At 63.3% G+C, this 13,949-nt stretch carries 7 protein-coding genes and 1 riboswitch; of the genes, 6 read left to right on the top strand and 1 reads right to left on the bottom strand.

Annotation, left to right across the window (positions count from 1 at the left end; all coding sequences use genetic code 11):
* Positions 1–151: 151 nt before the first annotated feature.
* Positions 152–1,921: a sensor histidine kinase gene (locus LMG28727_RS00740; RefSeq protein ID WP_201640410.1), complete on the bottom strand. Its 1,770-nt coding sequence runs from the start codon at positions 1,919–1,921 to the stop codon at positions 152–154.
* A 418-nt stretch (positions 1,922–2,339) separates the two neighbouring features.
* Between LMG28727_RS00740 and LMG28727_RS00735 the strand changes: the two genes are divergently transcribed.
* From LMG28727_RS00735 to LMG28727_RS00710, 6 genes are all read left to right on the top strand, one after another.
* Positions 2,340–3,527 (top strand): ammonium transporter, encoded by a 1,188-nt coding sequence (locus LMG28727_RS00735; protein WP_201640409.1) that lies wholly within the window; start codon positions 2,340–2,342, stop codon positions 3,525–3,527.
* Between the two features lie 193 nt (positions 3,528–3,720).
* Positions 3,721–3,782, top strand: a riboswitch (Fluoride riboswitch).
* A 76-nt stretch (positions 3,783–3,858) separates the two neighbouring features.
* Complete coding sequence (gene crcB / locus LMG28727_RS00730) at positions 3,859–4,239, top strand: fluoride efflux transporter CrcB (protein WP_201640408.1); 381 nt, start codon at positions 3,859–3,861, stop codon at positions 4,237–4,239.
* Positions 4,240–4,750: 511 nt separating this feature from the next.
* Positions 4,751–5,587, top strand: coding sequence for an IclR family transcriptional regulator (locus tag LMG28727_RS00725; RefSeq protein ID WP_201640407.1), 837 nt, complete (start codon positions 4,751–4,753; stop codon positions 5,585–5,587).
* A 416-nt stretch (positions 5,588–6,003) separates the two neighbouring features.
* A complete protein-coding gene (locus LMG28727_RS00720) occupies positions 6,004–7,443 on the top strand; it encodes an MdtA/MuxA family multidrug efflux RND transporter periplasmic adaptor subunit (RefSeq protein ID WP_201640406.1) in 1,440 nt (479 codons plus the stop codon).
* 18 nt (positions 7,444–7,461) lie between these two features.
* Complete coding sequence (locus LMG28727_RS00715; protein ID WP_201640405.1) at positions 7,462–10,596, top strand: MdtB/MuxB family multidrug efflux RND transporter permease subunit; 3,135 nt, start codon at positions 7,462–7,464, stop codon at positions 10,594–10,596.
* 3 nt (positions 10,597–10,599) lie between these two features.
* Positions 10,600–13,917: an efflux RND transporter permease subunit gene (locus tag LMG28727_RS00710; protein ID WP_201640404.1), complete on the top strand. Its 3,318-nt coding sequence runs from the start codon at positions 10,600–10,602 to the stop codon at positions 13,915–13,917.
* Positions 13,918–13,949 lie beyond the last annotated feature (32 nt).

Below are 13,949 nucleotides of genomic sequence, written 5' to 3'. Positions count from 1 at the left end.
TATGCCTATCCAGTGCTCCAGCGCCGAAGCCAGTCGTGACAAGCCGCATAGGCCGCATAACCAGCATAAGCCGCGCTGACCCCGCCTGCGATCCCGCCGCAGAGCGACGGACCCGCCAACTCAAGCGCAACCAGGCGCAACACTTGTACCGCTATCGCGTACCAGTCTGCTGTGGCTGTGCGGCATCGGCGGAATGCGCAGCCGTGCTGCCGCTCGCACGGTTCATGTCACGGCGCTCCAGATTAGCCCGCCAGTCGCGCATCTCGCCCTTTTCCTGAGCATGACCCACTTCCGCCGGAGTAACGGCAAGCGCCCCGGCAGCCGGCTCGACATGGCGGATGCCCGCTTCGGGCAACGACAGATAAAACGTCGTGCCCACGCCCTCTTTCGACTCTGCCCACACCCGTCCACCGTGCCTCTCGACCACCCGCCGCACCAGCGCAAGGCCGATCCCTTCGCCCGCCGTCGTATTGCCGTGCAGCCGCTGAAACGCATTGAACAGACGCGGCAGCGCGACTTCAGGAATGCCCTGGCCGTTATCCCGCACGTAAAAAATCCGTAACGACTGAACACCTGGCGGCGCCATCGTCGTGCCGATTTCGATTCGTCCATCGCGCGCGGGGTCCAGATAATTCACCGCGTTGCCCACCAGATTCGCGAACGCCTGTTCAAGCGCCGTGGGGTCGCCCCACACAGCCGGTAATTCGTCGACCCGCACCTGCGCACGCCTGGCCCGGACCGACCCCTGCATGGCGTCGACCACGCGCTGCACGATATCGCGCACCTCCACCCTTTGCCGCCGATATTCGACGCGGCCAACCCGCGACAGCCGCAACAACGCGTCGATGATGTGCGACGCACGCAGCACGGCAGTCTGCAAATAATGCAGCGCTTCGCCGATGTCCTCGTCGATCACCCGCTCGATGCGCTGCCGCGTCGCCACCGCCAGCGACGACTCCCGAACCGCCGCGCGCAACTCATCGCCCGCACGGATCAGCTCCTTCGAGAAGCCTTGCAGGTTCACCAGCGGCGCGCGCAGATCGTGCGAGACGCTGTAAATGAACATCTCGTTTTCCTGAGTCTGTTGCCGCAGGGTTTCGTTGATTCGCGCGAGTTCGCCGGCGCGGCGCGTGAGATCGGCCTGGAAACGCGCCTGGATACGTTCGGCCTCGAGCAGCCGCCGGCTGGTCTCATGCAAGGTCTGGTCGAGACGCGCGATTTCATCGTGGCCGGCACTGATGGGCGCCAGCGGTTCATTGCCCGCGAGGCGTCCGGCGTTGTCCGACAGTATTGCGAGCCGGCCCCGCACGCCGCGCGTGAACAGCCAGAAGGCCAGCGCGACGAACAGCAGCGAGCTGAGCGCGGCGGCAACGATCAGCGTTTGCTGCCGTTCACGCGCTTCGTCCGCGACACTTGAGCGAAGCGTGTCGAGGCGCCGCTCCTCCGTCTGGAACGCGGCCGCCTGCAAACGGAAACGATCGAGCACCTCGGCTTCCGCGAGATCCTGAAAACGGTCAACCACATCGCGCCGGCGCCCGGCATGCAGCATGTCTTCGATCCGGTCCGACCATTGGCGATAAGCCTGCACTTCCTGGCGCATCTGCGCCACGCGTTCGACCTGCGCGGGATTATCGGCGACCAGTTCGGCCAGTTGATCGATGCGACGGTCCACATCCATCCACACCGCGACCGGCGTGGTGAAATGCGTGTCGTGGGCGAGCACCGCACCGCGCAGCGCAACGGATTCGCCCATCACCGGATCGAGAATCGCGGCGGTCTGGCGCAGCACTTCTTCACTATGGATCGCCCAGCGCTCCGCCAAAGCCGCGTCGGACTGCGCCTTCACCAGTCCGGACAACAACGCCAATTCGAACAGCGCGGGAATGGCGATCAGCAACAGGCCTTTGGTGGTCAGTCTCATGCGCTTCGCATAGGGTCGAGGGCCAGCGGGATCGGGTCCGGGAACGGCACATTATGTCGGCGATTTAACCGGAAACAAAGCGACGTTGTCGTCGACCTGCCACTGCCAACCAGCCTTGGTAAAACACGCTTATTGGCGTCCATAGCGTCAGGTTTTTGAATTAAATGTAATTAAAATCGAATAATTCGCCCTTTACTGGATCACGCAAAACGACACTCGAAATTTGTGCACTATAACTGTGCTTTTTAATGCCTTTTTACGGTGCATGATTAATTACAGTAAATGTGCAACAGCTAACCAGGGTGCATAAGAAATTCCATCCCGGTGCCGGTTTGCACCTCATCGACGCTCATCGGCACAAGTTTGGCCCACTTCTTGCATTCATTGCCCGTTTTTTTGGCATAAGCGGGACACATCGATGGAAAGTCTTAAAACCGGCACCGATACCCTCTTCCTGCTGCTAGGCGCAGTGATGGTGCTCGCCATGCATGCAGGATTCGCGTTTCTCGAACTCGGCACGGTCCGCAAGAAAAACCAGGTCAATGCGCTCGTCAAGATCCTCGTGGATTTTTCAGTGTCGACCATCGCGTATTTCTTTATCGGCTACACGATCGCCTACGGCGTGCAGTTCTTCGGCAGCGCCGAATCGCTGTCCGCGCACAACGGCTATGCGCTGGTGCGCTTCTTCTTCCTGCTGACCTTCGCCGCCGCGATTCCGGCGATCGTGTCGGGAGGCATCGCGGAGCGTTCGAAATTCAATCCGCAACTGTTCGCGACCTTCGTGCTGGTTGGTTTCATCTACCCGTTCTTCGAAGGGATCGCGTGGAACGGACGCTTCGGCATTCAGAACTGGCTTCAGCAGGCGTTCGGCGCGCAGTTTCACGACTTCGCCGGCTCCGTGGTCGTGCACGCGTTCGGCGGCTGGGTCGCGTTGCCGGCCGTGCTGCTGCTCGGCGCGCGGCATGGACGTTATCACCGCGATGGCGGGATCGCCGCGCATCCGCCGTCGAACATTCCGTTTCTCGCGCTGGGCGCCTGGGTGCTGACGGTCGGCTGGTTCGGCTTCAACGTGATGAGCGCGCAGACCGTCGACAAGATCAGCGGCCTCGTCGCGGTCAATTCGCTGATGGCGATGGTCGGCGGCACGCTGACCGCGTGGCTCGCCGGTCGCAACGACCCCGGCTTCACCTATAACGGTCCGCTGGCCGGTCTGGTTGCCGTGTGCGCCGGCTCCGACGTGATGCATCCGCTCGGCGCACTGGTGACGGGCGGTATCGCGGGCGCGCTGTTCGTCTATATGTTCACGTGCGTGCAGAACCGCTGGCGTATCGACGACGTGCTCGGCGTGTGGCCGCTGCACGGCCTGTGCGGTGCGTGGGGCGGCATTGCGGCGGGCATTTTCGGTCTGCGCGCGCTCGGCGGGATGGGCGGCGTCGCCTTCGGTTCGCAGGTCATCGGCACGCTCGGCGGGATCGCCGTCGCTCTGCTCGGCGGCACGGCCGTGTACGGCGCGATTCGCCTGACCGTGGGTCTGAGGCTCGATCAGGAAGACGAGTACAACGGCGCGGATCTGTCGATCCACAAGATTTCGGCGACGTCGGAGTAAGTCGCGCGCGCCCAGCCCGGACACTGGAGCGGGTAGGGATTGGCTGGTCGCGCGCCGGACCCGGCGCGCGACGCCGGGCTTTGCAGGCTCCGCCCGGGCTCCTGCCAACGGCTCGCGCCGACACAAACCACCCGCGCGAGGGCCTTCTTCACGCGCCCTGACCTGTCCCTCCATATCCGCGCCGATGTTAGACTTGCGCGCTGGAGATGGCATTCTCCATTAACCGCCCTCGTGGCTGATGATGCCTGCTTCGCCCGGACACCCATGGACGCGGCATCGCGCGCCCGCCCGGTCCGGTTCGTCGACCCTCCGGTTCTGTCAGGCTTTTCCCATGTATTGGTCCTTCCTTGCAGTCGCTATTGGCGGTGCGCTCGGCTCGTTGTTTCGCTGGTTTCTCGGCATCCGCCTGAATGGCATTTTTAGCGGCTTGCCGCTCGGCACGTTGGCCGCCAACGTGATTGCCGGCTACATCATCGGGGTCGCGGTCGCAGGCTTTGCCCGCGCGCCGCAAATCGCACCGGAATGGCGGCTTTTCGTCATTACCGGCCTGATGGGCGGCTTGTCCACTTTTTCGACCTTTTCGGCTGAAGTCGTGCAGCGCCTGCAGGACGGCCGGCTCGGCTGGGCTGCGGGCGAAGTCGCGATTCACGTGAGCGCGTCGCTGGTCATGACGATTCTGGGCATTGCAACCGTGTCGTTGCTGTCGCGCTAACGCGCTGGCAGCGGCAACGCAAACGGAGCGCGCCTCGCTCTCGCTCAAATCAGCGCTGAGCCGGGGCTGCGCGCAAGCCAAAACGCCAGGCGAAAAAAAAGGCGTCACGTTGCCGTGACGCCTTAAAAAGTTCTAGCCATTCCGAGGGCCGTGCTAGAACCTGAGAGACGGGATTCGACAGTTAGAGCGCAATGCGGCCCTAACTACAGACGGTGACATGGAATTGTGAAGACAATCGACACAAACGGAGTCACGGTGAATTCAAATTCTTTAAACAAATCGGAATCTGAAAGCGTCTTTCGAAATGAGATTCCATTTTTTATGCTTATGCTGACTAAGTCAAGCAAAATCTAAAAAGCGTAATTCGTAACGGAAAAATATTCCGATACAATGAATGTTCTGATGAAAAACGGAATCAGCACCCCCGGCCGGGGTGACTGGCGGCCTGCTGTGGCATCGTCATCAGCAGATTGCAAACGAATAATTTGAAATACAGTTCCAAAAAAATCACATGAACCCACCCGTTCGCCCTGCCACTCCCGCAGACGTGACCAAGGAAAAAGACGGCTCCAGCGACGAAGTCACCGCGCTAGCCCGTGGTCTGACCGTCCTGCGTTCGGTCGCGGCGGCCGACGCGCCGCTCAGCAATCGTGAACTGACCGAACTGACCGGCATCCCCAAACCGACGGTATCGCGCATCACGGCGACTCTGGTTGGCGCCGGCTTCCTGTTCAGACTGCCGGACAGCGAGCGTTTCGTGCTGACCTCATCGGTGCTGGAGTTGAGCAACGGTTTTCTGCGCAACTTCGACATTCGCGCCCGCGCGCGGCCCTTCCTGATCGAACTGGCCGAACGTACGTCGTTGTCGGTTCACCTCGCCGTGCGGGATCGCTTCGACATGGTGGTGATCGACGCGATCCGGCCTCGGTCGGCGGTCCTCGTGTCGCGCCTTGAAATCGGCTCGCGGATGAATCTTAGCCGCACGGCGGTGGGCCGCGCGTACCTGGCCGCCCTCGCCGAATCCGAACGCGACAAGTTGCTGATTGGCCTTCAGGCAGCGGAAGGCGACGACTGGGGTCATATCGGCAGCCGGCTGGAAAGCGCGTTGCAGGAGACCATCGAACAGGGGTTCGCGATCGCCACGGGCGAGTGGTACAACGGCCTGAACGCGATCGCGCTAGGTTTCGTCGGGCCCTCCGGCGAGCGCTACGCCGTCAATTGCGGCGGCTCGGCGGATCAGTGTCCGCGTGACTGGCTGATCTCGCGCGCTGCGCCGGCGTTGCTTGAATGCATCAGCAAAATCGTTCTCGAAATAGGCGGCACGCCGGGGCGTCGACTCGACAACTGAAGCACCCGCGGGCTTGCCGGTCGGTGGCCACTGGAATGCCCGTCGCCGTGGCAGTACATCCTGTAACCTTTGTAATCAAAAGAAAAATACACAGGTGGACTGTTACGGACGGCACAACGTAGGATCATGCGTTTTCCGTCGCGCGGAGCGTATGTCCGATGGGTTCCAGCCGGGGGCGAATATCCCGACAGGGTGAAGAATAGCCACGCTGACAACCCCGGCAAAGCTGCGTGAATAACGCATTGCGTTAACATCTCTGCCCCGCGCGTCGGGTAGCATCGCGCTAAAAAACGCGCGCTGCGTCCGCTGTCACCAACAACTGCCTGTCATGCCACCCGCGTGCCAGTCCGCCGAACCTCGGTTCCCGCTGGACTGCGCGAGCGGCTCACATCAAAGCCTGCCACCTGACCGAACCGATGGACGAACAACAAAAGCATTCGGAAACTTCACATCCCGCCGACCAGGCTTCCCAATCGCGCCCCAACGGCGCTGCGGCCGGCAAGCCAGGCGATCCGCGTGGCCCAGTGAAGCGGCACCGGGGCCGCACTATTGCATTGATCGTTGCTGCGCTGGTCATCGTCGGTGTCGTGCTGTGGCGCTGGCACCCGTGGGGCGGTCCTGGCGCAGCAGGCGGGGCGTCCGAGGCACGCGGCGCGAGTGGTGCGAGTGGTGCAAGCGGCGCGCGCGCCGGTGGGCGCGGCGGCCGCGGCGGCATGGGCAACCTGCCGCAACCAGTTCACGTGGCGAGCGCCGTGCAAGGCGAAATGCCGGTCGTACTGACCGCGCTCGGCACCGTCACGCCGCTCGCCACCGTCACGGTGCTGCCGCAGTTGAGCGGTGTGTTGCAGGACGTCTATTTCAAGGAAGGCCAGATGGTCAAGAAGGGTGACGTGCTCGCCCAGATCGACCCGCGCCCTTACCAGATCTCGCTGGAAAATGCGCAAGGCACGCTGGTGCGTGACCAGGCGCTGCTGCAAACCGCGCGCCTCGACCTGAAGCGTTATCAGACGCTGCTCGCGCAGGACTCGATCGCGAGCCAGCAGGTCGATACGCAGGCCTCGCTGGTGCGTCAGTACGAAGGCACGGTGAAGTCCGACCAGGCAAGCATCGACAGCTTCAAGCTCGACCTCGTCTACGCGCGCATCACCGCGCCGGTGTCGGGACGGGTCGGCTTGCGCCAGGTCGATCCGGGTAACTACGTGACGTCCAACCTCGCGACCGGCATCGTCGTGATTACGCAATTGCAGCCCATCAGCGTGATCTTCACGACCTCCGAAGACAACCTGCAACAGATCATCCAGCACACGCAGAACGGCGAGCAGCTGTCGGCCACCGCTTATGACCGCGCGAATACCACGCCGCTCGAAGTCGGCTCGCTGAAGACGATGGACAACCAGATCGACACCACCACCGGCACGGTGCGGCTGCGTGCGCTCTTCAACAACAACGACAGCAAGCTGTTCCCGAATCAGTTCGTGAACACGCGCCTGCTGGTCGATACGATCAAGGACGCGGTGATCGTGCCGACCACGGCCGTGCTCAATGGCTCGATGGGTCAGTTCGTGTATGTCGTAAAGCCGGATAACACCGTCACGGTGCGTCAGGTCAAGATCGGCCCGGTGGACGGCGAGCGCACCAGTATCCAGTCCGGTTTGCAGGTCGGCGAGCGCGTGGTGATCGACGGTTCGGACCGTCTGCGCGAAGGCGCGAAGATCACCATTCCGGCAGATCGTCCGCGTGGCGCGTCGGGTGCGCATGGCGCGCACGCCGGCAGTGGCGCGTGGGCCGCCGGTGCGTCGGGCGCTTCGGGCGCGCACGGCCATCGTCACAAACGCGACGCGCAAGCTTCCGAATAAAGGCACGGCACTTACCGCATGAATCCATCCCGCGCTTTTATTCTGCGTCCCGTCGGCACTGCGCTGCTGATGGCGGCGATCATGCTGGTCGGTCTCGTCGCGCTGCGCTTTTTGCCGCTGTCGGCGCTGCCCGAGGTCGACTACCCGACGATCCAGGTGCAGACCTTCTATCCGGGCGCAAGCCCGGACGTGATGACGTCGTCGGTCACTGCGCCGCTCGAACGGCAGTTCGGGCAAATGCCGTCGCTCAATCAGATGTCGTCGCAAAGCTCGGCCGGCTCGTCGATCATCACGCTGCAATTCAGTCTCGACCTGCCGCTCGACATCGCCGAGCAGGAAGTCCAGGCCGCAATCAATGCGGCCGGCAACCTGCTGCCGTCGGACCTGCCCGCGCCGCCTATCTACGCGAAGGTCAACCCGGCCGACGCGCCGATCATCACCCTCGCGATCACGTCGCCCACCCTGCCAATGACCCAGGTGCAGGACATGGCCGACACGCGTCTCGCGCAGAAAATCTCGCAGGTCGCGGGCGTGGGTCTGGTCAGTCTGTCGGGCGGCCAGCGCCCCGCGGTGCGCATCCAGGCGAACCCGCGTGCGCTCGCCGCCTACGGCCTGAATCTGGACGATCTGCGCACCACGATTTCGAACCTGAACGTCAACACGCCGAAGGGTAACTTCGACGGCCCGACGCGCAACTACACGATCAACTCGAACGACCAGCTCACCGACGCCGACCAGTACAAGAGCGCCGTGATCGCGTACAAGAACGGCCGTCCGGTGATGCTGACCGACGTCGCCAACATCGTTCAGGGCGCGGAAAACACCAAGCTCGGCGCATGGGTCGACAACACGCCGGCCATCATCCTGAACGTGCAGCGCCAGCCGGGCGCGAACGTGATCCAGGTGGTGGACAGCATCAAGGCCTTGCTGCCGCAGTTGCAGCAGTCGCTGCCCGCCGCGCTCGACGTGCGCATCGTCACCGACCGCACCACCACGATCCGCGCGTCCGTGCGCGACGTGCAGTTCGAACTGGCGATGTCGGTCGTGCTGGTCGTGCTGGTGATGTACCTGTTCCTCGCCAACGTCTACGCGACCATCATTCCGAGTCTGTCGGTGCCGCTGTCGCTGATCGGCACGCTCGCGGTGATGTACCTGTGCGGCTTCTCGCTGGACAACCTGTCGTTGATGGCGCTGACCATCGCGACCGGCTTCGTGGTCGACGACGCAATCGTGATGATCGAAAACATCGCGCGCTATGTCGAGGAAGGCGAGGAACCGCTCGAAGCTGCGTTGAAGGGCTCGAAGCAGATCGGCTTCACGATCATTTCGCTGACCGTCTCGCTGATCGCCGTGCTGATCCCGCTACTGTTCATGGGTGACGTGGTCGGCCGCCTGTTCCACGAATTCGCGATCACGCTCGCCGTGACCATCGTGATTTCGGCGGTGGTCTCGCTGACGCTCGTGCCGATGATGTGCGCGAAGCTGCTGCGCCACACGCCGCCGCATGAAAGCCACCGCTTCGAAGCAAAGGCACACCGCGCGATCGACTGGGTGATCGCGCGCTATGCAGTCGCACTCACGTGGGTGCTGAACCGGCAACGCTCCACGCTGTTCGTCGGCCTGCTCACGCTGGTGCTGACCGCGGTGCTCTACATTTACATTCCGAAGGGCTTCTTCCCGGTGCAGGACACCGGTGTGATCCAGGCGATCACGCAGGCGCCGCAATCGGTGTCGTATGCGTCGATGGCCGAGCGGCAGCAGGCGCTCGCCGCGCAGATCCTGAAGAACCCGGACGTGGAAAGCCTGACATCGTTCATCGGCGTGGACGGCAGCAATATCACGCTGAACAGCGGCCGCATGCTGATCAACCTGAAGCCGCGCGACGACCGCAGCAACACCGCGAGCGAAGTGATCCGGCAATTGCAGCGTGACGTCGCGCACATTCCGGGCGCGTCGCTGTACATGCAGCCGGTACAGGATCTGACCATCGACTCGACGGTCAGCCCGACGCAGTACCAGTTCATGCTGACCGACCCGAACATCAGTGAATTCACGACGTGGGTGCCGAAACTGATCGAGCGGCTGGAGCAGTCGCCCGCGCTCGCAGACGTCGCGACCGATCTGCAGGACAACGGCCAGTCGGTGTTCATCGAGATCGACCGCGCGACCGCGTCGCGCTTCGGCATTACGCCAGCCACGATCGACAGTGCGCTGTACGACGCGTTCGGCCAACGGATCATCTCGACCATCTTCACGCAATCGAACCAGTACCGGGTGATTCTCGAAGCGTTGCCGGAGATGCAGCACTACACCGACTCGCTGAATTCGATCTACCTGCCCTCTTCCACGTCGACGACCGGCCAGGTGCCGCTGTCGTCGATCGCGAAGTTCATCGAGAAACCCGCGCCGCTGCTGGTCACGCACCTGAGCCAGTTCCCGGCCACTACCGTGTCGTTCAACCTCGCGCCCGGCTCGTCGCTCGGCGCGGCAGTCAAGGCGATCGACCAGGCGCAGAAGGACATCGGCTTGCCGGCGTCGTTCCAGACGCGTTATCAGGGTGCGGCGCTGGCCTTCCAGGCATCGCTGTCGAACGAGCTGTTCCTGATTCTGGCGGCTATCGTCACGATGTATATCGTGCTCGGCGTGCTGTACGAGAGCTTCATTCACCCAATCACGATTCTGTCGACGCTGCCTTCAGCGGGCGTCGGCGCGCTGCTCGCGTTGCTGATTACCGGGCACGATCTCGACATCATCGGCATTATCGGCATCGTGCTGCTGATCGGTATCGTGAAGAAGAACGCGATCATGATGATCGACTTCGCGCTCTACGCCGAGCGCGAGGAAGGCAAGCCGCCGCGCGAAGCGATCTACCAGGCGTGTCTGCTGCGTTTCCGGCCGATCCTGATGACCACGCTCGCCGCGTTGCTCGGCGCGCTGCCGCTGATGCTCGGCACCGGCGCCGGTTCCGAACTGCGCCGCCCGCTCGGTATCGCGATTGCGGGTGGGTTGATCGTCAGCCAGTTGCTGACGCTGTTCACCACGCCGGTCATCTATCTCGCGTTCGATTCGCTCGGCCGTCGCGCGCGTGAGCGCTTCAATCGCGGCAGGCCGCCCCACGACGCGACGCCGCCCGCTGCCGATCCAGGGAACTGACCGATGAACCTGTCGCGTCCGTTTATTTCCCGCCCGGTCGCCACCACGTTGCTGGCGATCGGCATCGCGCTGGCCGGCGTGTTCGCGTTCACGAAGCTGCCGGTCGCTCCGCTGCCGCAGGTCGACTTCCCGACCATCTCGGTTCAGGCCTCGTTGCCGGGCGGGAGCCCGGAGACGGTGGCCACGAGTGTCGCGAGTCCGCTCGAACGGCACCTCGGCTCGATTGCCGACGTCACCGAAATGACCTCGCAGAGTTCGGTCGGCTCGACGCGGATCACGATGCAGTTCGGTCTGAACCGCGATATCGACGGCGCCGCGCGTGACGTGCAGGCCGCCATCAACGCCGCGCGCGCCGATCTGCCCACCAGCCTGCGCAGCAACCCGACGTACCACAAGGTCAATCCGGCCGACGCGCCGATCCTGATTCTGGCGCTGACGTCGAACACGCTGACCGCCGGTCAGTTGTACGACTCGGCGGCGACTGTGCTGCAACAGTCGTTGTCGCAGGTGGACGGCGTCGGCGAAGTGGATGTGAACGGTTCGGCCAACCCGGCCGTGCGTGTCGAACTGGAGCCGAATGCGCTGTCGCACTACGGTATCGGTCTCGAAGACGTGCGCGCGGCGCTGGCCGCGGCGAATGCGAACAGCCCGAAAGGGTCGATTGAATTCGGCGCCAACCGCGTGCAGATCTATACCAACGACCAGGCGAGCAAGGCATCGCAATACAAGGACCTGGTCATCGCCTATCGCAACGGCGCGGCGGTCAAGCTGTCCGACATGGGCGAGGTGGTCGATTCGGTCGAGGATCTGCGCAATCTCGGCCTGTTCAACGGCAAGCACTCGGTGCTGGTGATCCTGTACCGCCAGCCGGGCGCCAACATCATCGACACGGTCGACCGCGTGAAGGCGATGCTGCCGCAACTGCATGCGTCGCTGCCCGCCGACGTCGACATCGCGCCAACCTCCGACCGCTCCATCACGATCCGCGCGTCGTTGAAAGATACCGAGCGCACGCTGATGATCGCCGTGGCGCTGGTGGTGATGGTCGTATTCCTGTTCCTACGCAACTGGCGCGCCACGCTGATTCCCACCGTGGCCGTGCCGATCTCGATCATCGGCACGTTCGGCGCGATGTACATGCTGGGCTTCTCGATCGACAACCTGTCGCTAATGGCGCTGACCATCGCGACCGGCTTCGTGGTCGACGACGCGATCGTGGTACTGGAGAACATCTCACGGCATATCGAGAACGGCGTGCCGCGCATGAAGGCCGCGTTCATCGGCGCACGCGAAGTCGGCTTCACGGTGCTGTCGATCAGCATCTCGCTGGTCGCCGTGTTCCTGCCCATCCTGCTGATGGGCGGCATTGTCGGCCGGCTGTTCCGCGAGTTCGCGCTGACGTTGTCGCTGGCTATCGGCGTGTCGCTGATCGTCTCCCTCACGCTCACGCCAATGATGTGTTCGCGCCTGCTGCGAGAGCATCACGAGAAACAGGAAGAAGGCCGCTTCGGACGCTGGCTCGAACGCGGCTTCATGTGGCTGCAGCGCGGCTACGAGCGCTCGCTCGGCTGGGCGCTGGCGCATCCGAAGCTGATCGTGACGATCCTGTTGCTGACCATCGGCCTGAACGTCTGGCTGTATATCATCATCCCGAAGGGCTTTTTCCCGCAGCAGGACACCGGGCGGCTCGTCGGCGGCATCCAGGCCGACCAGAGCACGTCGTTCCAGGCGATGAAGGGCAAGTTCGCGCAGATGATGGACATCGTCGGCAAGAATCCCGCCGTCGAAAGCGTGGTCGGCTTCACCGGCGGCCGGCAGACCAACTCGGGTTTCATGTTCGTGTCGCTGAAATCGAAAAGCGAGCGCAAGCTCTCCGCCGATGAAGTGATCCAGCAACTGCGCGCGCCGCTCGGCGACGTGGCCGGTGCGCGCACGTTCCTGCAAGCGGTGCAGGACATTCGCGTCGGCGGACGGCAATCGAACGCGCAGTACCAGTTCACGCTGCTTGCCGACTCGACGCCCGACCTGTACCTGTGGGGGCCCAAGCTGACCGAAGCGCTGCAGGCGCGCCCCGAACTCGCGGACGTGAACTCCGACCAGCAGCAAGGCGGCCTCGAAGCGATGGTGACGATCGACCGCGCGACCGCGTCGCGCGTGGGCATCAAGCCCGCGCAGATCGACAACACGCTGTACGACGCGTTCGGCCAGCGTCAGGTGTCGACGATCTACAACCCGCTGAATCAGTATCACGTCGTGATGGAAGTCGCGCCGCGATACTGGCAAAGCCCGGAAATGCTGAACCAGATTTACATCAGTACGTCGGGCGGCAGCGCGAGCGGCGCGCAGACCACCAATGCGCCGGCGGGCACGGTAACCACCACGCCGACTACCTCGACCACGACCAGCGCGTCGTCGGGCGGCGCGGCGGGCACCACGGCCACGAGCGCGGCCAGCATTGCAGCCGACTCCGCGCGCAATCAGGCGATCAACTCGATTGCGGCGAGCGGCAAGTCGAGTGCGTCGTCGGGCTCGGCCGTGTCCACGTCGAAAGAAACGATGGTGCCGTTGTCGGCCATCGCGAGCTTCGGGCCGGGCACGACGCCGCTGTCGGTGAATCACCAGAGCCAGTTCGTCGCGTCGACGATCTCGTTCAATCTGCCGCCGGGCGTGTCCTTGTCCACGGCGACTGCGGCGATTTACGACACGATGGCGCAGATCGGCATGCCGGGCACGATACACGGCAGCTTCCAGGGCACCGCGCAGGCATTCCAGCAGTCGATGTCCGACCAGCCGATCCTGATCCTCGCCGCGCTCGCGGCGGTGTATATCGTGCTGGGGATGCTGTACGAGAGCTACATCCACCCGCTGACCATTCTGTCGACCCTGCCGTCAGCCGGTGTCGGCGCGTTGCTCGCGCTGCTGCTGTTTCACACCGAGTTCAGCATCATTGCGCTGATCGGCGTGATTCTGCTGATCGGTATCGTGAAGAAGAACGCGATCATGATGGTGGACTTCGCGATCGAAGCGTCGCGCCAGGGGCTGTCGTCGCGTGAGGCGATTTTCCAGGCGTGTCTGCTGCGCTTCCGGCCGATCATGATGACCACGTTCGCCGCGCTGCTCGGCGCATTGCCGCTGGCGTTCGGCAGCGGCGAAGGCGCGGAATTGCGGGCTCCGCTTGGTATCGCGATCGTGGGGGGATTGATCGTGAGCCAGATGCTCACGCTTTACACGACGCCGGTCGTCTATCTGTACATGGACCGGGTTCGCGTGAGGTGGGAGTCGAGGAAAGCACGCAGATCGGGCATTGCGCCGTCTGCGTAACGTGATGCTCGGGTGAGCACCATGTTCAATTG

It is taken from the genome of Paraburkholderia metrosideri (genome assembly GCF_904848625.1).
Lineage (GTDB): Bacteria > Pseudomonadota > Gammaproteobacteria > Burkholderiales > Burkholderiaceae > Paraburkholderia > Paraburkholderia metrosideri.
Note: the sequence above shows the minus strand (reverse complement) of the source record. Positions and strands in the feature narration are given on the sequence as shown.

Excerpts from the sequence above, each read along its gene's own strand:
- LMG28727_RS00710 (WP_201640404.1), top strand. The coding sequence starts at position 10,600 with ATGAACCTGTCGCGTCCGTTTATTTCCCGCCCGGTCGCCACCACGTTG.
- LMG28727_RS00735 (WP_201640409.1), top strand. The coding sequence starts at position 2,340 with ATGGAAAGTCTTAAAACCGGCACCGATACCCTCTTCCTGCTGCTAGGC.
- LMG28727_RS00725 (WP_201640407.1), top strand. The coding sequence starts at position 4,751 with ATGAACCCACCCGTTCGCCCTGCCACTCCCGCAGACGTGACCAAGGAA.
- LMG28727_RS00720 (WP_201640406.1), top strand. The coding sequence starts at position 6,004 with ATGGACGAACAACAAAAGCATTCGGAAACTTCACATCCCGCCGACCAG.
- crcB (WP_201640408.1), top strand. The coding sequence starts at position 3,859 with ATGTATTGGTCCTTCCTTGCAGTCGCTATTGGCGGTGCGCTCGGCTCG.
- LMG28727_RS00740 (WP_201640410.1), bottom strand. The coding sequence starts at position 1,921 with ATGAGACTGACCACCAAAGGCCTGTTGCTGATCGCCATTCCCGCGCTG.
- LMG28727_RS00715 (WP_201640405.1), top strand. The coding sequence starts at position 7,462 with ATGAATCCATCCCGCGCTTTTATTCTGCGTCCCGTCGGCACTGCGCTG.